Genomic DNA, 18,731 nt, shown 5'->3' on the forward strand with positions numbered 1-18,731 from the left:
GTTCACTCCGTTCCCCGGCCGCTGCCGTCGGTCGCGGTGGCGCTCGTGCGGGTGCCGGGCTCGGTGACCGCTTCGCCGCCGTCGGCCCGGCCGTCGCTGCCGCTCTCCGCGCGGGCGTGGTCGCCGGTGCGGTGGTAGCGGTCGTCGCGCTCGAAGCGGCAGAGCACCGCGGTGGCGTCGTCCTGGTGCTTGCCGGGGAACCGGCCGGGCGCGGTGCGCAGTTCGGCGGTCCGCACCCGTTCGACCAACTGCACCGGGCCCTCGGCCTCCAGCAGGTCGAGCAGGTCCGGCCAGGAGCAGTCGTAGCGCTCGACCAGGCGGGCCGCGCCGTCGGTGAGCAGCGCGGCGGCGGAGAGCGACGCCACCGGATGGCGTCCGACCAGGGCCTGCCGGGCCGCCTCCGGCCTGGGGCCGGCCACCCAGAACCCGCCGGGCCGGTTGCGGTGGCGGCGGAGTTCGGCCCAGGGCAGGTGGATCAGGCGCTCCAACCGGTCGTCGGTGACCGCGTGGACGGCGCCGGAGTGCTCGCGCAGCGCCACCGTGGAGTCGCCGAGCACCAGGTGTTCGACCGTGTCGCCGGTGAGCCGGAGCAGGGCGAGGGTGGCGGTAGGGCTGCACGGGTTGTCGAGGTCGCAGGTCCGGCCGTGTTCGGTGGCGAGGTCGGTGAGCGCGTCGTGGAGGAGTTCGCGCGGGGGCTGGCGTGCGTCGGGGTCGTGCAGCAGGCCGCGGGCGAGTCGGGTCCCGACCTCGGCGACCAGCCACCGTACGTCGTGGCCGCAGCCGGTGCTGGCCCCGGGTTCGGCGGTCGCGCCGTCGATGACCAGGGCGAAGTGCGGTCCGGTGAGGACCAGGTCCTCGTTGGCGCCGCCGGGGGAGGGGATGCTGGCGGCCTCGGTGGAGAACGGGACGGTGCTCATCGGCCGCCCCCGGTCGCGTCGTCGGCGTGCGCCGCGGTCGCGGGACCGGATTCCGCGGCGGAAGCGGGCTCGGCGAGCGGCCCGGGGCCGGACCGTCGCGCGGTGCGGGGGCGGGGCTCGGCCTCGTAGGCCAGCCACTGGGACCAGGCGCGAAGGCCGTCCGCGAGCTCCGTCCGGGGCCGCCGGCCGAGCACGGCGACGACGTCCTCCGGTCCACCGGCCCGACGGTCGTCCGAGCCGTTCGTCTCGGCGCCCGGCGCCCCGACCGCCCCGACCGCCCCGGTCACCTCGACCGGGACCGGGCGGACCGCGGCGGAGGCCGCCTCCGCGAGGTCGGCCACGCCCATCGGCCGTACGCCGCGGACGTCCACCTGGCCCTCGGCGGGCGGCAGGCGCAGCGCCCGGTCCACCGCCTCGGCCAGGTCGTCGACGAAGACCGGCCGCCAGCGCCGGCCCGGCTGGTCGGGGATCCGGATCGGCCGGGCCAGCAGCGACCCGCGTACGGCCTGCTCCAGCACCGAGCCCGACTGGATGCCCGGCCCGTAGACCAGGTCGTGCCGGAGCACCGTCGCGCCCGGCACCGGTCCGAGGGGCGCCGCTCCGGCCGCGTCGACGAGCAGCACCACCGTCCCGACACCGGCCTCCTCGGCGGCTGCGAGGGTGACCCCCGCGGCCGTCGCCCGGTGCACCGGATCGTCGGCGAGCACCTGGAGGACGGCGGCGGCACCGGACAGCCCGGCGCCGGGCTCCGCGTGCCGGACACCGGGGTACTCCGGGCCCTGCCCGCCCCACAGGGTGACGTCCCACTCCCCGTCGGCGAGTGCGCGGGCCAGGGCCGCCGCCAGCTCGGAGCCGTCCGCGTCGCGCACGTCCTGCGCGCCGTGGACGTCGGCCGCGTGGGCCACGCCGGCCACGCCTGCCGGGACGGCCGCCGGGGCGGCGGGAGCGGTCGGGGCCGTCGGCTGCGCCCCGGGGCCGGACACGACGACGCGACGCGCCCGGGCCGGGCGGGCGGGGCCGCCCCCGGTCGGCGCGGCGCCGAGCCGGGCGCCGGCGGCGAGCCCTTCCGCGTACCCGGAGCGCGCCAGGTCCAGGAGCCCGGGGCGCAGCCTGACGAGGTCGTCGTCGCCGAACCGGGTGCAGAGCCCGCCGGCGCCGAGCGTGGCGAGCGCCGACTCGGCGAGCGCGCCGTCGGGGCCGGCCGCCGCCCCGGTCCGGGTGGCCGTCACCACGCCCATCAGCAGGGCGGTCTGCCAGTGGGCGAGCAGCGCGGGCCGGTCGACCTCGGCCAGGACGACGTCCCGGCCCGGAGCCGGTTCGGCGAGCAGGTCGTCGAGGCGCTTGGCGGTGTCCTGCGCGTCGAGGCCCAGCCGGCTCAGGTAGCGGTGGGCTTCGATGCCGGCCCAGCCGCCGTCGCCGAGCCGGGTGGCGACCTGGGCCCGGCCGTGCTTGAAGAACGGGATCGCGTCCAACTGCGCCAGACCGCCGTCGAGTTCCCACGACGCGCCGGGCGCGACCGGCGCGAAGCAGGCCGCACGCCGAGGCCCGTGGCCGCCGTTGGCGTGCATGCTCGGCACGTCCGCGTGGTCGGCGAGGTTCGGCGCGGAGAGGTACGTCGGCACCCCGTGCTCGCGCAGGTAGCGGCTCATGACCACGTCGTCGGCCCAGGTCGCGCCGTGCTCGCGGGCGTACGCGCCGAACCCGGCGGCGACCGGGGCGGGCAGCAGCAGGACCACGGTCGGGGTGTACTCGCCGGTGGCGGGGGCCCAGCGGTGTCCGGAGAGCACGGCCAGGCGGACGGCGGCGGCGTTGCGCGACTGCCAGTGCGTGTAGAAGGACAGGGCGGCGTCGGGCGCGGCCTCGGCGGCGGCGCGCACGTGGTCGAAGAAGCCGGGGGTGAGCACCGCGTCGTCCTGGAGCACGAGGTGGTGGGTCGAGCCGGCCGGGACGGAGGACCAGGCCGCCACGGCGGTGCGCAGTCCGGTCGGCGGGCCGTCCGGCTCCGGGTCGAGCACCAGGTCCAGTTCCTCCGGCCGGCAGCGGCCGATCAACTCCCGTGCCAGGTCTGCCCGGCGCGGGTGCGTCATCACCGCCCCGCTGACCCGGACCCTGCCGCTGTGCACCGTGTCCATCCCCGAGCTCCCCTCCGTCGACGCCGGCGGGCTGTTCCCACCGGGCCGTTTCCGTGCCGGACCGTTCGCGTGCCGTTCGCGTGCCGTGCCGTGCTTTCGCCGTGCCCCTGACGAGACTTCGCCGCGTTCGCGTCGTGTTCGCGCCGTGTTCGTGCCACGGCGGTACCGCGGACGTCGGCCGCCTTCTCGCGCTCTCGTGCCCCGGGCGTGCCGCGCCCGTCGTGTGCCGCCGATGCGGCGCGACGCCGTGCGGCGCGCCGGCACCGTCGTCGCGGTCGGCGCCGTTCCGTCGTCGTGCAGGGCGCCGCCCGCCGGTGCTCCGGAGCCGCTCGCCGACGTGCGGCGTCAGCCCCCCGGCCGTTCGGCGCCGCCCGACCGGTCCCGGCCGCATCGGCGTCGGCACCGGGCGTCGTGCCGGAGTCGTGATGCTGACACGCCGTCGGCCCGTTGCGGCATGGCCGGATGCGGCGCACGGCCGGGGTACCCGGTCGGGTACCACAGCCGCGTACAGACGTTCCGCCCGGCGTAGCGCTAACTTCGGCCAATGCCTCGACTGACCAGGGACGCCACCACGTGGCTCCTCTACGCGCAGATCGCCGCGTACGGGTACTTCGTCTTCGGATTCGGCCCGCTCGTGCCCCTGTTGCGCGACGAGCAGCACACCAGCCGCTTCGTCGCGAGCCTGCACGGCACCGCCTTCTCGCTGGCGATGCTGCTCTGCGCGCCGCTGTTCCCGCGCCTCGTGGCCCGGTTCGGCCGCAGCCGGACGCTCTGGGGCGCGATGGGCGGGGTGGCCGTCGGCTCCCTGCTGCTCGCCCTGGCGCACGGCACCGTCCAGACGCTCGGCGCGACGCTGTTGACGGCCTTCTTCGGCTGTGTGGCGCTGACCGCGATCTGGCCCTCGCTGAGCGACCACCACGGTGCGGCGGGGCCGGCCGCCATCAGCGAGGCGAACGCGGCGATGTCCGGGATCGGGCTGCTGGCGCCGCTGATCGTCGGGGCCTCGGTGAGCGCCGACCTCGGTTGGCGGCCCGGTATCGCGGTGACCGCCGTCCTCGTGCTGGCGGTCGTGCTGCTCGGCCGGCTGCTGCGCCACCGGCTGCCCTCGGGTCACCCGGTGGCGGACGCGACGACGTCGAAGGGCCGGTCCGCCGGTGGACCGGCCGACCGGACCCCCGCCCCCGCCGTGACCGGGCGCGGTGACCCCCGGCTCTTCCTGGCCGCCCTCGGCGTGATCGTCGCGGTGGCGGGCGTCGAGGTCTGCCTGACCCAGTGGCAGTCCGACTACCTGCGCGAACACGCCGGGGTGAGTGCCGCCGGCGCGACCGCCGCCGGCGCGGCCCTGGTCGTCGGGATCTTCGTCGGGCGACTGCTCGGCGCCCGGTTCACGCTGCGCTTCCCCGCCGGGGCGGTCCTGCTCGGCTCGCTCGCGTTCTCGGCCGTCGGCTTCGCGCTGTTCTGGGCCTCGACGGCACCCGCCGTCGCGGTCGCCGGCCTGGTGGTCTGCGGCCTGGGGATGGCCCTGCAGTTCCCGATGGCCATCGTGCTGGTCCTGGACACCGCCACCAACGGGCCCGACGCCGCCTCCAGCCGGATGGGCTACGCCTCGGGGACGGCCTTCGGGGCCGCCCCGATGCTGCTGGCCGCGCTCTCCGACCGGATCAGTCCCGGCGCCGGGTTCCTGCTGGTTCCGCTGCTGCTGGCCGGCGCGGCCGTCCTGACCGTGCTGATCCTGCGCGCCGGTGTCCCGGCCGCCGCGCCGGCCCCTACCACCACCCCGGAGCTCCAGCCGTGACCACGACCGACCCCCTGACGCGCGCGTTGCCCGGGCTGCTGGGCGCTCACCACGCCGCCTACACCGTCCCCGACCTGGACGAGGCGGTCGAGTTCTTCACCGGCGTCGTCGGCGCCACCGAGGTCTACCGGGCCGGGCCGGTGGAGGACGACGGCGACTGGATGGCCCGCCACCTGAACGTCCACCCGCGGGCCCGGGCGATGGTCGCGGTGGTCCGCCTGCCCGACGGACTGGAGCTGGAACTCTTCGAGTACGAGGCGCCGGACCAGCGCCGTGTCCAGCCGGCCAACAGCGACTGGGGCGGTCACCACCTCGCCCTGCGCGTCGCCGACGTGGACGCGGCCGCCGCGTACCTGCGCGCCCGTGGCGTGCGGGTCCTCGCCGACCCGCAGACCATCCACGCCGCTCACCCGGTGGCCGGCACCCGCTGGGTCTACGTCCTCACCCCCTGGGGCATGCACCTGGAGCTGTACGCCCCCGGCCCGTCCCGCGCGCCGGACGACGCCGTACCCGGTGCCGGTGCCGGTGCCCTGGACCAGGGCCGGGCGTGAGCCCGGTCAGGGCTTCGACTCTCCGCTTCGACGCCGACGAACACCGCCGGTTCTGCGGGTTCCCCGACCGTGCCACCGCCACCCTCGTCGAGCAGACGCCCGAGGCCCCGGCACGATGACCGGGAAGGCTCGGCGGAGCGCGCCGGCTCCGTGGCATCCGGCCGTGGAGCCTCCGCGAAAACCTGTTGGCGGACGACTGCGACCACTGCTACGTTTCCGGAGGCCGTGCGAGAGACCGAGGAGGTGGTACCCGTGAACGCAGGATCGACATGGGTGCTCCTTTCCGGGGTCATGGTCGGGCGATAGGTCGCCCGGGAGCGCCGTTCACGAGCACTCCCGAAAGGCACGACCATGCGTTTCACTTCCGAGCAGCGCCTCGACGACGGCGTCCTCGAACGCGAATTCACCCTCGGGGAGATCCCCGGCACCCTGTGGACCCCTGAATCGGCGGCACCGCTGCCGCTGATCCTGATGGCCCACAACAACGGCCTGCCCAAGAGCGCGTCCCGGCTGGTGGCCCGGGCCCGGCACTCCGCGGCGCACGGCTACGCGGTGGCCTCCATCGACGCCCCGGGGTGCGGTGACCGGCCCCGCTCCGCCGCCGACGACCGGGCCCGGGCCGACATCCGCCGGGCGGTGCAGGCCGGCGAGCCGGTCGACGAGATCTTCGAATCCTTCATCGGCCCACTGGTCGAGAGGGCGGTCCCGGAGTGGCGGACCACCCTGGACGCCCTCCTCGCTCTGCCCGGGATCGGCGGCCCGGTCGGGTACTCGGGGTGGACGGCCGTCGGCATCCGGCTGGCGGCGGTCGAGCCGCGCATCGCGGCGGCCGGGTTCTTCGCCGGGGGCTACGTGCCCCGCGCCCAGCGCGAGGAAGCCCGGCAGGTCACCGTCCCGCTGCTCTTCCTGCTGCAATGGGACGACGAGGGGAACCCCCGGCAGCGGGCCCTGGACCTGTTCGACGCGTTCGGCGCCGAGGAGAAGACGCTGCACTCCAACCTGGGCGGGCACACCGGCACGCCCTGGTTCGAGGTGGAGGACGGGGTCCGGTTCTTCGGCCGGCACCTGAAGTGAGGCCGGGCCGCCGAGCCGTCGGCAGACGGTAGGCGGTGGACGGCGCCGGTACCCGCCGAGATCCCGGCGGGTACCGGCGACCGCTGGCCCAAGGGGGTCCGGTGGCCCCGGGGGCCCGGGGCCGCGTATCGAAGGCCCCGAGCCGGAGGGCGCGGTGAAGCCCGCCGGGGAGATCCGCTCCTCCGGCGTCGCCGTCACCCTCGTCGTCCACGAGCAACAAGCAGACCGGCCGCGGGCGGCATGGTCTCACCAGGGAATCGGCCCGTCCTCGGCGAAGAAGGCGCCCGTCGGGCCGTCCTCGCCCGCCGTCGCCAGGTCGACCGCCACGGCCGCGCCCTCCTCCGCCGTGCGTATCCCGGTGTGGCGGTTGAGGTCGGTCGCGCAGTAGCCGGGACTCACCGCGTTGACCAGGATCCCTTCGGCGCGCAGTTCACCGGCGTAGAGCACGGTGATCGCGTTCAGCGCGCTCTTCGAGGTGCAGTAAGGGAGGAGGACCGAGGAGTAGGAGGACCACGGGCTGTCCGGGTCGGCCAGGTGGGTGAGGGAGCCGAGTTCGCTGGACATGTTGACGATGCGTGCGGCGGCGGAGCGGCGGAGCAGGGGGAGCATGGCGTGGGTCACCGCGATGACGCCGAACACGTTGGTCTCGTAAACCTGCCGGACGGTGGCGGCCGGGGTCTCACTCGGCTTCTGCGGTCCGGCGGCGATCGCGGCGTTGTTGACGAGGATGTCGAGGCGACCGAACGTGGCGTCGATGTGCTTGGCGGCGGCCTGGACCGAGGTCTCGTCGGTGACGTCCAGCGGAACGAACCGAACGTCGGCGCCGCCCGCGCGAAGCTCCTCGGCCGCAGCCTCGCCACGCTCGGCGTTGCGGGCGCCGATCAGCACGGTGATGCCGCGGGCTGCGAGCCTGCGCGCCGTCTCCTTGCCGATGCCCTTGTTCGCGCCGGTGATCAGAGCAGTCTTCTGCGAAGTCGTCATGGCACCCAGCCTCCCCTCACCCGGGGGCGGCAGGGAAAGACCAGAAGACTCTGGATCTATAGTCCACAGATATGAGTGAGCTAGAGGTGCGGGAGCTGAGGTACTTCGTCGCGGTCGCCGAGGAACTGAACTTCAGCCGGGCCGCGCAACGTCTGGGGATGGCGCAGCCCCCGCTGTCGAAGGCGATCGCTCAGATGGAGTCCCGGCTCGGGGTACGCCTGCTGGAGCGCACCACCCGGCAGGTGAGGCTGACCAACGCCGGTCAGGTGCTTCTCGACCAGGCCCGGATCGCGGTCGACGCGGTGCACGCGGCGGCCCGGCGAGCACGCCGGGCCGGTCAGCCGACACCCCAGCTCGTCGTGGCGGTCAAACCGGGAGGCGACGCCGGGCTGCTGCGGGAGATCCTCGCCGCCTACCGGGGAACGGGTTCGCATCTGCCGCCGCCTGAAGTCGTCGTCGGCGGCAGCGGTGAGCCGATCGCCATGCTGCGGGACGGCCGTGCCGACGTAGCGCTGCTCCGCAGCCCGTTCGACGGTCAGGGACTGGACTCCCAGACGCTCGTGGTCGAGCCGCGACTGGCCGTCCTCCCCGCCGCGCACCGCCTGGCCGGACGCCGGCGACTGCGGTTGGCCGACCTCAGGGGCGAACCGATCCCGCGCTGGAAGGGGGCCGCCCCCTCCACCACCGCCTACTACACAGGAGGCGACGGAGCGGAAGCGGGCGACGGCCACCCAGGCCCGGCGCCGGCTGACACTCCTGAGGGGCCGCTCGTGGCCAGCGTCGAGCAACTCCTGGAGGTGGTCGCGCTGGGGCAGGCGGTGGCGTTCCTGTCACGCTCGACCACCGAGCGGCACCAGCGCCCGGACATCGCATACCGGCCGGTCACCGGCCTCAGCCCCAGCGCGGTCGTGGTCGCCTGGCCGGAGACCTCGCGATCCGCAGCCGTCGCCGCCTTCGTCCGAGCCGCCCACGACGTCGCCACCCACCACCCCGACCACATGACCGTGCCGCGGCCGGCCCGGTCCGCCGGGCGGTGACGGAGGCCGGGACGAGCAGTGCCGGCAACTCACCGTCGGCCGGCGGGTGCAGGCGGAACCCCGCCTCCGGCGCCGCCAGTACGGCCCGCACGTCCAGCGCGGCGCCTCGACGTCCGCACGGGAGCGCAGCAGGGTCATGGCGGAGCCTGCGAGCTCACGGGCGGACCGGGACGCAGAACGGGGGTGGCAGCCGTGGAACGGTTGCCACCCCCGCAGGGCCGGGGAGCGGGGGAGCTCGGTGGTCTGCTGCGGTGCGCCCGGAAAACGCCTTGCCGCAGGGAACGGTCGAGGACGATCCTCGGGCATGGACCTTCCCCTGCGGGTGATCGAACTGGACACCGAGCTGACGCTCCGCCGCTTCGAGGGCGAGGCGGACCTTCCGGAGTACTTCCGGGTCATCGAGGAGTCGCTGGAGCATCTGCGGCCGTGGATGTCCTGGATCGCCGACCACAGCCGGGAACGGACCGCCGAGTTCCTGGCGGCCCGCCCGGAGCGCTGGGAGAGCGGGACGGACTTCACGTACGCGGTCGTGCTGGACGGGGCGATCGTCGGTGCCTGCGGGCTCTTCCGGCGGGAGGGCACGGCGGACGGCGCCCGTGAGATCGGCTACTGGCTGCACCCCGGTGCCACCGGCCGCGGGGTCGCGAGCCGGAGCGTCGTCGCCCTGGTCGGGCAGGCGTTCCGCCTCCCCGGCGTCGACTACGTCGAGATCGTCCACGACGTGGCCAACCGGGCCAGCGGCGCCGTCCCCGCGCGCCTGGGGTTCACCGCCGACGTCCGCCGCCCGGCCGAGCGGCTGGCCCCGGCGGAGAGCGGCGAGGAACAGGTCTGGCGGCTCACCCGGGGCCAGGCGGAGGAGCGGGCGGCCACCGGAACCCCCTGACCGGAGACCGCACGGACACCCCGCAGGTCGGCGTCCGGCGCGGGGCGGGGGTGCCGTCCCCGGTCAGGACGGGAACAGCATGCCCGGCCGGGGCCCGCCCCGGCGCTGCAGCCTGCGCAGGAAGGACAGCACCCCGGGGGTCCCGACGGCCCAGGTGGCGGACTCGACGGCGGGGTCGGCGCCGGGGAGCAGCGGCCGGCCGGGCGGGCCTCCGCCGCGGGTCAGGATCAGCCCGGCGATCTCCTCGGCGGCCCGCCAGTGCCGCTCGTCCCCGGTGGCCACGGCGAGGTCGACCAGGAGTTCCCCGACGCCGGCCAGACCGCAGCACTGCCCGACCGTGCCCATCCTCGGGGCCAGGGCGCGGCAGGCGGTCGCCGCTTCGGCGGCGCGGGCGGTGAACCCGTCCTCGCCGTAGTGCCGGCCCGCCTGGACCAGCGTCGTTCCGATTCCGGCCAGGCCGCGGCACCAGGATCCGTAGCGGCGGGTGGCCCCGGGCCGCGCGGCGTCGGCGACGAGGCGCGGCACGTCGGCGGCGAGTGCGTCCAGGATGCTGCGTGCCGCCTGCTCCGCCTGCTCCGCCTGTGCGGCCCGTGCCGCCTCTGCTGCCTGGGTTGCCTGTGCCGCCTCTGCGGCGGGGCCTCGGGGTGCACGGGCCTCGGTGCCGGACCGGTCCGCGGCGGCGGCCTCGGCGTACGCGCCGGGCAGGGCGAGCAGGAAGTGGGCGAGGCCGGCCCGGCCGTGGGCGAAGCCCTCGGCGAGCGCGGCGGTTCCGGGGTTGGGAGCCTCCCCGGGGTCGGCGGGACCGGCGGTGAGCCGGTGGGCGCACGCGGTCGCCACGGCCAGGTGGATCCGGGCGTCCCCGTGCCGGCCGGCCGCCGCCGCACGCCGGGCGAGCAGCAGCCGGGCTGTGCCGACACCTGCGGCGCCGGAGATCTGGTCCGTCCGGAGCGGGTCGGCGACCGCGTCCGCCCAGGTCCCGGCGCCGGGGCCCGGACCTGGGCCCGGACGACCGGCCGGCGGGCCGGCCGGTGGCTCGGTACCGAGAGGGTCGGCCGCGTGGGCGAGGAACAGGTCGACCCCGGCCCGGCCGTCGTACAGTCCCGGGCCGAGCCGGTCCATCGACGGGTGGTCGGCCGTCCACCGGGCCAGCGCGACGACCGCCGCGCGCGCGTCCGGACGGTCGGCGTGCTGCAGCAGTTCGAGGCCGAGGCCCGCGCCGCCGTCGTAGAGCGAGAACAGCTTGCGCGGCTCCCCGCCCCGCCGGTCGGCGGCGACCAGCTCGTCGGCCGTCCGGACGCAGCGGGTGAGCAGGTGGCCGACGACCTCGTCGAGGAGCCCGGCGGTGACGGCGGGCGGGCCGTACGCGGCACGGGTGGCGGGAGGGGTCTCACCGCGCCGCAGCGTGGCTGCGGCTGCCGTGCGCTCGGCGGGATCGAGGCTCAGCAGGCCGGTCACCACCGTGACCACCGGGGCCGCCGGGCGCCCGGTCCGCGCGAGTGCGGCGGCGAGGCAGGCCAGGGTGCGGTCACGGTTGGTCGCGGGATCCGGGTCGATCACCACCGGGTCGAGTCCGGTGGCCGCGTAGGACAGCGTGGTGCCCAACGCGTAGTAGTCGTCGGCCGGTTCGGTCTCCGTGGCGAGCGGAAGGCCGTAGCCCCGGGTCGCGCCGTCGGGGCGAGCGCCGTCGAGGGCGCTGACCCCGAAGTCGACCAGCGAGCATCCGCCGGACGCGTCGAGCACCACGTTGGCGGGCTTGAGGTCCCGGACCACCACGCCGCGTGCGTGCACGGCGTCCAGGATCCGCAACAGCCCGCGGGCCAGGGTCCACCAGCCGCGTTCCTGCGCGGGCGGGGCGCCGGGCCGGGAGCCCCGCCGGTCGGCCGTGGTGTCGTACGGTCCCGACCCGAGCACCTCGCGGCGCAGGTCGCGCGGTCCGCAGGCGCTGCTCACCAGGTACTCGTCCTCGCCGTGCCGGAAGTAGTCGACCAGCCGCGGCACCCCGGCCACGCCCGCGAGTGCGGTGAGCACCTGCCGCTCGTGCCGGAGCCGGCCGCGGGCGTCGACTCCGGTGGTGTCCTCGGCGACGAAGGCCCGCGCCTGTTTCACCACCACCTCCTGGCCGGTGGAGAGTTCGACCGCACGGTAGACGTGCCCGTTCGGCGAGCGGGTGATCCCGGCGGTGATCCGGTAGCGGCCGTCGCCGACCCGGGTGGTCGCGCGGCGCCGCCGGGTTCGGGTGTCGAACGGGTCCTCCGCCCAGGGTGGTTGGCGGTAGGCGTCCCGGGCGAGACCCGTGAACCGCTCGCCGGCCGGACCGGTCATGACGAGTTCGGGGTCGTCGGCGGAGGGGCGGAACGGCCCGTAGCGGTAGTAGACCGGGGCGTCCGCCCGGACCCGCCGGTCGCTGACCACGCGGGGGCCGTCCCAGCCGGCCAGTGCCTCCGCCAACTCCTGCCCGAGAGCGGCGGGTTCATGCGCCGACGGGTACACCGTGACCGCCTTGCCGACGGCTGCCGCACCGCGAACTCCGGCGTTCAGTTCGCGCAGCACGGCGGCGTCGGCGGCGAACTTGGCGTCACAGGTGCGGCGGAGCAGGATCGGTACCACCACCTCCAGCAGGAGCGGGAGGAGGTCGGGGCGGGTCGAGACGTGGAGCTTCCAGCCGTGGGCGAGCTCCGGCATGTCGGGGTCGTGGAGGTACAACCAGCCGTCCCCGGCGTGACATTCGCGGCGGGCACCGGGCGCGGCGGCCGTGCTGGACGCGGTGGTCGCCAGGGCCACCAGCTCCGTCAGCCGTCCGTGCAGCGCCCCGGCCGTCCCGGAGTCCGTCCGTGCGTTCACCGCTGCTGTCGACGGCACGGATGCACCCTCCCCGAGGTCCCTGTCCGGTGTTCTGCACGCTTCGGCCCGCTGTCCCGGCCCGGAGGGCGGAGCCGCGCGGGTCTCGGGGGCCGTACGCGCGACCGCCGCGCGCGGATTCGCGGGCGGCGGCCGACGGTTGTCCGACTCTCCCGACGGGGTCAGGAGTTGACGGCACACTCGAAGCGGGTCGGGACGTAGGTGACCCACGGGTCGGCGAGACACGCCACGGGGGCGAGGTCCGCGTCGAACTCGTCCTCGAAGGTGATGGTCTCGTCGTCGATGTCCAGCAGACCGGCGTCGCGGATGTCCAGGGCCAGTGCACTCATGGGTGGTTCCTCCCATACGGGTTGGCGGATTCCTTGCGGCATGCCCATGCTAGCCATCCCAACCAATTCACCATAGGGGCGCGACATCACCACATCTGTGGACTTGTGGGGGCGGGACCGGTCCGCGAGCCCCGGGAGCTGCGGAGGGCGTCGCCGTCGGCTGCCCGGGGGTCGTCCGTGTGCGACGTCGGGTCGCTGATCGCCGTGCAGGGGAGGCGGCTTCATGGTTCGTCGTGGAATGAAGTGTCACATCTTGTCGAAAGTGATGATCGCGGAACCGGCCGGTGCTACGGTCGGATCATGTCCACGATCGAAATCGACCTGCTGACCGCCGAGTTCTTCGGGGCCTTCGACAACCGGGACGGCAGGCCGGCCGACGTGGCCCGGATCCGCCGCCTGCTCGTGCCGGGAGGTGTGATCGTCAAGACCGGCCCGGAGTTCACGGTCTACTCCGTCGAGGAGTTCGTCGAGCCGCGCGAGCGGCTGCTGAACGACGGGCGGCTGGTCGACTTCTCCGAGTGGGAGACCTCGGCCCGGACCGAGATCGAGGGGGACATCGCGTCCCGCTTCGGCGAGTACCGCAAGTCCGGGGTCCTGGACGGCGAGCCGTTCGAGGGCGGCGGGACCAAGACCATCCAGTTCGTCCGGACCCCGGAGGGCTGGCGGATCGTCGCGTTCTCCTGGTACGACCAGCCCTGACCGACCGGTTCCGACCGGTTCCGACCGGCCCGGAGCAACTCCCGGCGGCCCTGCCCCCGGGCCGGCGCGGGCACCCGGAACGCAGTTGACGGCGGGACGGGGCGCCCGCCACCCCGTCCCGGTATCCCGTCCGGTGCCCGTCCGGCGCCCGTCCGCCGCCTGACGGCGCCCGCCGCCCGGCCGGGTCAGGGGAAGGCGAGCCGGGCGAGGACGGGAGCGTGGTCGGAGGGGCCGGCGTGCGGGGCGGTGGGCTGGGCACCGCTCACATCGGGCAGGCTCCCCGCCCCCGTCGAGACGGCTGTCACCCGTTCGAGCAGCGCGTGGCTGACCAGGATGTGGTCGATGAGTTCGCGCTGCCCCTCGAAGACCCGGGAGAAGCCGCCGGCGGCGAGGATGCGCGGGGCGAGGTTCCAGAGGCGGCTGCCGTCGCGGAGGTCCGGCCTGTCGAAGCCGCCGGTGCCGATCTGGGAGCCGGGCGGTCCGTACAGGATCTGCGTGGTGGCGGCCTGCCACTCGTCGTTGAGGTCGCCCAGGACGACGACGTCGCGGGTGCGGCCCTCGTCGGCCAGCAGGCGGTCGGCCAGTTCGCGCACCGCGGCGGCCTCGGCGCCGCGCCGGAACAGGGCGTAGGCGGCGTAGCGGGCCCGCTCGCCCTCGTCCTCGGTGCTGTGCCGGTTGCCCGGGAAGGTGAGGAGCTTCGACTTCAGGTGGCAGACCACGAGGTGGAGGGTGTGGCCGGGGCTCGGTTCGACGGAGACGGCCAGCGCGCCGCGCCCCATCGTGTGGATCGGCTCGCCGAAGTCCTCGACCTGGATCGGCCGCAGGCGCTGGGGGAACGCCGTCCGGTCCTCGACGCGGGTGAGCGGGTGGCGGCTGAGGAAGCCGACCCGGATGCCGCGCTCGTCGGGGTGGTCGGACAGTTCGGTGTGCCAGTCGCCGTCGAGGCGCGCGACCAGGTCGTCGAGTTCGGCCGGGCCGCCGACCTCCTGGACCCCGAGGACGTCCGGGGCGATGCGGTCGACGGCCTCGGCCAGGGCCCCGAGCTTGGCGTCGTAGACGTCCTGGTTCTTGGCCGCGCACCGGTGCGAGGGCGGCGCGCCGTCCTCCCGGGGCCGGCAGAGGTTCTCCAGGTTCCACGTGCCGATGACCACGTCCATGTGCACTCCTGTCGCCGTGTCGGTGGGCGCCGGTGTCCCGGGGCCCAGTGTCCCGGCCGGCGGGGGGCGGCGGACCGGGAGGACGGGGGCGGTGCGCGGATGTTCACCCGCCCGGTCGCCCGCCGGGCCGCGCGGCGTGTGGCGAGGTGCCCGCGCTCCCACCGGTGACCCACCTGCGGGGGGCGTGTGAGGCCGTGACAGCATCCCGGGTGTGGTGATCTACGACGAACGTCTCTCCGTCCCGAGGCGCTGGTGGCTGGCCGTCCTGGTGGCGGCCGGCGCTCTCACGGCCGCCCTGCTGCCACTCGGTCCGACGGCCGCGGCGGCGGCCGGCGCCCTGCTGCTGACCGCGGCGGTCCCGGCGCTGCGCTGGTACGGCGCGGTCAGGATCCGGATCTGTGACGGTGTCCTGGTGGCCGGCCCGATCGTGCTGCGCGGTGAGCACACCGGCGCGGTCGAGATCCTCGACGAGGCCGCCGCCTTCGCCTGGCGCACCCGCCTCGCCGGCCCCCGGGCGCGTCTGCTCATCCGCACCTACCTGCCCCGTGCCGTGCGCGTCGAGGTCGCGGAGCCGTCCCTGCTCTGCCCGTACGTCTACCTCTCGACCCGCCGCCCGACCGCCCTCGCGGCGGCCCTCGCCGAGGCGCGCGACCGGTACGCCGCCCCGGCCGCGACGCGCGGCTGACCGCGCCTGCGGGCGGTTCGGTGCGGGCGGACGGGTGGGCGGACCGGCCCACCCCGCCCACCTCGGCGACGGCGACGCCGACGGCTCCGGCGTACCCCCGCGGGTCTCAGCCGACGTTCGGCGCGCCCGCTCCGGCGGGGTGCCCGGCGGTCCCGGACGACCCGAACCTGGTCGCCGAGACCTCGGCGTGCCCGATCCGCCGCAGTGCCAGGAGGATCGGCTCGTTGAGCACGGTGAGGGCCACCATCGCCTCCAGCTGCTCCTCGTCGGGATATCCGGCCAGCACGTCCACCTCGTACTCGGTCAGCGGGGCGACGGCGGCCGCGTAGGGACGCAGGCGGGTGATGTCGCAGGGGTGGCCGAGCCGTTCGAGCGCGGTGACGGCGTCGACCAGGTTCCAGTAGAGCGGCTGGTCCACGCACTCGCCCCAGCCCGTCTCGGCCAGCAGTTCGTCGACGGCCGCGCGCGCCGCCGTGCCGGGTTCGGGCCTCTCCTCCGCGTCCGGGCGACCGCTGAAGAGGGCCTCCTGGGCGGCGCCGAACCGCTGGTGCTGGTCGAGCGTGTCGTCCTCGGCGGCCCGGATCACCTCCTTGGTCGCGGCGATGCTCATGCCGCCGACCTGGACGAGCGCGCGGACCAGCCGGAGCCGGCGCAGGTGCGCCTCGGTGTACTCGGAGCGGGAGGCGGTCACGCGGTCGCCGGCGGGCAGCAGGCCCTCGCGCAGGTAGTACTTGATCGTCGCGGTCGGCACGCCGCTGCGGGTACTGAGGTCGGACAGCCGCATGGCGGGCTTTCCTTTCGGATCGACTGGACACCCCAAGGGGATAGTGTCACTATCTTAATAGGGATAGCGACACTATCCATTGACCTCAGGGGTGAGTCATGGCACCAACTACCCTTTCACGCGGGCGAACCACCGATGCCCACGAAGGCGGCGTCGTCGTCTTCCTCATCGGTATGCGGATCAACCGGTGGCGCGCCGTGCGCCAGTGGTGGCCCACCTTCAAAGCCATGCCGGCCATGCTGCGGGAGCTGGCGAAGGACCCGGACTCCGGCATGGCGGGCTTCCGGGTCGTGGTCGGGGGCGGACTGCGCGAGATCACCCTGATCCAGTACTGGCGGGACGCGGACCGGCTGCTGGCCTACGCGTCGGCGGCGGACCGCCACCACCGGCCCGCTTGGCAGGCGTTCAACCGCCGCGCCCGCGCCGCGTCGGCGGCGGACAGGGCGCCGGGGGTGGGGATCTGGCACGAGACCTTCCAGGTGCCCGCCGGCGGGCACGAGTCCGTCTACGTCGGCATGCCGTCCTTCGGTCTCGGCCAGGCGTTCGGTACGCAGCTGGTGGGGAAGCGCGGCGACACCGCGGCGCAGCGGCTCGCCGGCCGGCAGGGCTGACCGCGACGGCGCGGGCGGCGCGGCCTGTGGCGGACGGTACGGCCGGCTCGGCCGGCCGGGACTCCCCGGGGGTGTGGTCTGATGGTGCGATGATCGACGAAGCTTTCGCCGCAGAGTGCCTGACGCCCGTCGCGGAGGTGGTCCGGCAGGCGGCCGCCGCCGAGATCATGCCGCACTTCCGGTCGCTCGCCGCCGACCAGGTGGCCGAGAAGAAGGGCCCGCACGACCTGGTGACGATCGCCGACCGGCGTGCCGAGGCCTACCTGTCCGCGGCGCTGACGGCGCTGCTCCCGGGCTCGGTGGTGGTGGGGGAGGAGGGCGTCGACGCGGATCCCTCCCGCTACGGCGCCCTGGGCGGCGACCTTCCGGTCTGGATCGTCGACCCGATCGACGGGACCCGCACCTTCGTCCGCGGCGAGGAGGGGTTCTGCACCCTGGTCGCCCTCGCCCACCGCGGCGAGCTGCTGGCCTCCTGGACGTACGCGCCGGCGCGTGACGAGATGGCGACGGCGCTCCGGGGCGGCGGGGCCCGGCTCGACGGCGTCCCGCTGTTCGCCGGCTCCCCGGGGCCCGGGGCTCCGCTGGAGATCGCCTCCTCGCACCCGGACTACACCACGCCCGACCAGCGGCGTGCCCTGCTCGGTCTGCGCACCGACGGGGTGACCACCCGGCCGTGCGCGGGGTCGGCCGGCCTCGAATACCTCGCCATCGCCCGCGGCGCCCTCGATGCCGTCGCCTTCTGCTGGGAGAACGCCTGGGACCACGCGGCCGGCCTCCTCCTGGTCGCCGAGGCCGGCGGCGCCCACACCACCCGGGGTGGTGTGCCCTTCCGTCTCGCCGGGGGGAACACCCTCCCGCTCACCGCCGCCCGGGACCCCGAGACCCTGGAGCGCGTACGCCGCCTCCTCGCCGGCGAGTGATCCCGGGCCGGGCCCGCGGTTTCACTCGAACGGGGTGCGGTGCAGGGAGATCAGCAGGCGCCAGCTCCGGGCGGCGAGCTCCTCGGAGGTGGCCGGGACGAGGGCGTGCAGCCAGTCCGCCAGCAGTGCGGTGAAGGTCGCGGCGACGGCGGTCGCGACGAGGTCGGGGTGTGGCGCACCGGCCAGGGCCCGCTCGGTGCGGCTGCGTTCGCGCAGCTCGCGGTGGAGGACCTCGCCGAGCGGTCCGGTGCCGCCGGGCAGCAGCAGCGGGCGGTGGACCGCCGCGTGCTCCGCCACCTCGGCGAGGAACGCGGCGAGCGCCGGGGGCGGGGCGGCCGGGTCGGGGACGCCGCGCCAGGCGTGCAGGGCGTCGACGCCCTCGCGCGCGACCTGGGCGCAGGCGTCCACGGCGAGGGCCCGGAGGTCCTCGTAGTGCAGGTAGAAGGTGGCGCGTCCGACGGCCGCGCGCCGGACCACGGCGGCCACGCTGACCTCGCCGAGCGGGCGTTCGGCGCACTCGGCGAGCAGCGCGGCGCGGAGTTTGGCCCGGGTGCGGTCGGCCCGTGCGTCGCTCACCGGGCGACCAGGACGGCGGCGAGCGCGAGGGCGCCGGGCAGGGCCTGGGCGAAGAGGATCCGGCGGTTGGCGGTCGCCGCGCCGTACAGGCCGGCCACCACGACGCAGGACAGGAAGAAGACCTGGGCGCCGAAGCCGGTGGGGTCGTCCGCGAGCAGCCCCCAGACCAGGCCGGCGGCCAGGAAGCCGTTGTAGAGGCCCTGGTTGGCGGCCAGCGGGGCGGTGGCCTTTGCCGTCGTGGCGTCGAAGCCGGAGAGGCCGCGCCCCGGCGCGCGCTCCCAGAGGAACATCTCCAGCACCAGGATGTAGCCGTGCAGGGCGGCCACCAGGCCCACCAGCGTGTTCGCGACGATACCCATGACGAGGCTCCGTTCTGGACGAGTGTCCAGTAATCATAGACAGGTGTCCAGAGCGGAGCCACCGGCCGGCTGCGGGTGGAGTGGAGCGGAAGGGTCGACGCCCGCCTCCGTTAACTCCAACTCTCCCCGGGTCCGAACGGCGTGACGCCGCCTCTGGAGCCGGCGGAGCCTCAGGGGGGTGTCATGGGCCGGCGGGGGTGAGGGTGTCGGGACCGCTCGGGTTAGGTTAACCTAACCTAACTAGCGCTTCGGTTGAAGCTCCTCCCCGACGTTCCGCACCACCTCCCCGCAGTACCACCTCCCCGCAGCGCCATCGCGCCGCCGCGCCCGGGCGCTCAGGCCCGGACGCGGCGCCGATCCCCCCGGAAGCCGGGCCGTCGAG

The 18,731-nt window shown here is 75.3% G+C and carries 18 protein-coding genes; 9 read left to right on the forward strand and 9 right to left on the reverse strand.

Going from position 1 to position 18,731, the window contains the following annotated elements:
• Positions 1 to 2: 2 nt before the first annotated feature.
• A complete protein-coding gene (locus tag ACFWIC_RS25505) occupies positions 3 to 917 on the reverse strand; it encodes a protein phosphatase 2C domain-containing protein (protein WP_380354422.1) in 915 nt (304 codons plus the stop codon).
• Positions 914 to 3,049 (reverse strand): hypothetical protein, encoded by a 2,136-nt coding sequence (locus tag ACFWIC_RS25510; RefSeq protein WP_380520093.1) that lies wholly within the window; start codon positions 3,047 to 3,049, stop codon positions 914 to 916. Before ACFWIC_RS25510 ends, ACFWIC_RS25505 begins: the two co-directional genes overlap by 4 nt.
• Positions 3,050 to 3,593: 544 nt before the next feature.
• Here ACFWIC_RS25510 and ACFWIC_RS25515 point away from each other — a divergent pair.
• From ACFWIC_RS25515 to ACFWIC_RS25525, 3 genes are all read left to right on the forward strand, one after another.
• Positions 3,594 to 4,844: an MFS transporter gene (locus ACFWIC_RS25515; protein ID WP_380354417.1), complete on the forward strand. Its 1,251-nt coding sequence runs from the start codon at positions 3,594 to 3,596 to the stop codon at positions 4,842 to 4,844.
• The gene (locus ACFWIC_RS25520; RefSeq protein WP_380520094.1) at positions 4,841 to 5,395 is read left to right on the forward strand and encodes a VOC family protein; all 555 of its coding nucleotides are present in this window, start codon (positions 4,841 to 4,843) and stop codon (positions 5,393 to 5,395) included. Before ACFWIC_RS25515 ends, ACFWIC_RS25520 begins: the two co-directional genes overlap by 4 nt.
• A gap of 351 nt (positions 5,396 to 5,746) precedes the next feature.
• Positions 5,747 to 6,469, forward strand: a complete 723-nt coding sequence (locus ACFWIC_RS25525) for an alpha/beta hydrolase (protein WP_329947706.1) — start codon at positions 5,747 to 5,749, stop codon at positions 6,467 to 6,469.
• 246 nt (positions 6,470 to 6,715) lie between these two features.
• Here the strand turns inward: ACFWIC_RS25525 and ACFWIC_RS25530 are convergent, their stop codons facing one another.
• Positions 6,716 to 7,450: an SDR family oxidoreductase gene (locus ACFWIC_RS25530; protein ID WP_380354412.1), complete on the reverse strand. Its 735-nt coding sequence runs from the start codon at positions 7,448 to 7,450 to the stop codon at positions 6,716 to 6,718.
• Between the two features lie 71 nt (positions 7,451 to 7,521).
• On the opposite strand from ACFWIC_RS25530, the gene ACFWIC_RS25535 reads away from it, so the two are divergent.
• Both ACFWIC_RS25535 and ACFWIC_RS25540 read left to right on the forward strand, forming a co-directional pair.
• Positions 7,522 to 8,487, forward strand: a complete 966-nt coding sequence (locus ACFWIC_RS25535) for a LysR family transcriptional regulator (protein WP_380520095.1) — start codon at positions 7,522 to 7,524, stop codon at positions 8,485 to 8,487.
• A gap of 304 nt (positions 8,488 to 8,791) precedes the next feature.
• Positions 8,792 to 9,370 (forward strand): GNAT family N-acetyltransferase, encoded by a 579-nt coding sequence (locus ACFWIC_RS25540; protein WP_329949450.1) that lies wholly within the window; start codon positions 8,792 to 8,794, stop codon positions 9,368 to 9,370.
• Positions 9,371 to 9,433: 63 nt separating this feature from the next.
• On the opposite strand, the gene lanL is transcribed toward ACFWIC_RS25540, so the two are convergent.
• Both lanL and ACFWIC_RS25550 read right to left on the reverse strand, forming a co-directional pair.
• Positions 9,434 to 12,211 carry a class IV lanthionine synthetase LanL gene (gene lanL, locus ACFWIC_RS25545; protein ID WP_380520096.1) on the reverse strand — a complete coding sequence of 926 codons (2,778 nt, stop codon included), beginning with the start codon at positions 12,209 to 12,211 and terminating at the stop codon, positions 9,434 to 9,436.
• Between the two features lie 179 nt (positions 12,212 to 12,390).
• Positions 12,391 to 12,558 (reverse strand): SflA family class IV lanthipeptide, encoded by a 168-nt coding sequence (locus ACFWIC_RS25550; protein ID WP_329885076.1) that lies wholly within the window; start codon positions 12,556 to 12,558, stop codon positions 12,391 to 12,393.
• A 300-nt stretch (positions 12,559 to 12,858) separates the two neighbouring features.
• Here ACFWIC_RS25550 and ACFWIC_RS25555 point away from each other — a divergent pair, with 300 nt between their 5' ends.
• A complete protein-coding gene (locus tag ACFWIC_RS25555; RefSeq protein ID WP_329949452.1) occupies positions 12,859 to 13,257 on the forward strand; it encodes a DUF4440 domain-containing protein in 399 nt (132 codons plus the stop codon).
• 185 nt (positions 13,258 to 13,442) lie between these two features.
• Here the strand turns inward: ACFWIC_RS25555 and ACFWIC_RS25560 are convergent, their stop codons facing one another.
• A complete protein-coding gene (locus tag ACFWIC_RS25560) occupies positions 13,443 to 14,408 on the reverse strand; it encodes an endonuclease/exonuclease/phosphatase family protein (protein WP_380520110.1) in 966 nt (321 codons plus the stop codon).
• A gap of 217 nt (positions 14,409 to 14,625) precedes the next feature.
• Here ACFWIC_RS25560 and ACFWIC_RS25565 point away from each other — a divergent pair, with 217 nt between their 5' ends.
• Positions 14,626 to 15,099 carry a DUF3093 family protein gene (locus ACFWIC_RS25565; protein ID WP_329949454.1) on the forward strand — a complete coding sequence of 158 codons (474 nt, stop codon included), beginning with the start codon at positions 14,626 to 14,628 and terminating at the stop codon, positions 15,097 to 15,099.
• 106 nt (positions 15,100 to 15,205) lie between these two features.
• Here the strand turns inward: ACFWIC_RS25565 and ACFWIC_RS25570 are convergent, their stop codons facing one another.
• A complete protein-coding gene (locus ACFWIC_RS25570) occupies positions 15,206 to 15,883 on the reverse strand; it encodes a MerR family transcriptional regulator (RefSeq protein ID WP_355405445.1) in 678 nt (225 codons plus the stop codon).
• A 98-nt stretch (positions 15,884 to 15,981) separates the two neighbouring features.
• On the opposite strand from ACFWIC_RS25570, the gene ACFWIC_RS25575 reads away from it, so the two are divergent.
• Both ACFWIC_RS25575 and ACFWIC_RS25580 read left to right on the forward strand, forming a co-directional pair.
• Positions 15,982 to 16,494 carry a DUF4188 domain-containing protein gene (locus tag ACFWIC_RS25575; RefSeq protein WP_380520097.1) on the forward strand — a complete coding sequence of 171 codons (513 nt, stop codon included), beginning with the start codon at positions 15,982 to 15,984 and terminating at the stop codon, positions 16,492 to 16,494.
• Positions 16,495 to 16,583: 89 nt separating this feature from the next.
• A complete protein-coding gene (locus tag ACFWIC_RS25580) occupies positions 16,584 to 17,414 on the forward strand; it encodes an inositol monophosphatase family protein (protein ID WP_329949457.1) in 831 nt (276 codons plus the stop codon).
• A 21-nt stretch (positions 17,415 to 17,435) separates the two neighbouring features.
• Here the strand turns inward: ACFWIC_RS25580 and ACFWIC_RS25585 are convergent, their stop codons facing one another.
• Both ACFWIC_RS25585 and ACFWIC_RS25590 read right to left on the reverse strand, forming a co-directional pair.
• Positions 17,436 to 17,990: a TetR/AcrR family transcriptional regulator gene (locus ACFWIC_RS25585; RefSeq protein ID WP_329949458.1), complete on the reverse strand. Its 555-nt coding sequence runs from the start codon at positions 17,988 to 17,990 to the stop codon at positions 17,436 to 17,438.
• Positions 17,987 to 18,349: a DUF1304 domain-containing protein gene (locus ACFWIC_RS25590; protein ID WP_329885084.1), complete on the reverse strand. Its 363-nt coding sequence runs from the start codon at positions 18,347 to 18,349 to the stop codon at positions 17,987 to 17,989. The genes ACFWIC_RS25585 and ACFWIC_RS25590 overlap by 4 nt, the downstream gene beginning before the upstream one ends.
• Positions 18,350 to 18,731: the final 382 nt, after the last annotated feature.

Origin of the sequence: Kitasatospora sp. NPDC127035 (assembly GCF_042726075.1) — a bacterium.
In the GTDB taxonomy this organism is placed as follows: domain Bacteria; phylum Actinomycetota; class Actinomycetes; order Streptomycetales; family Streptomycetaceae; genus Kitasatospora.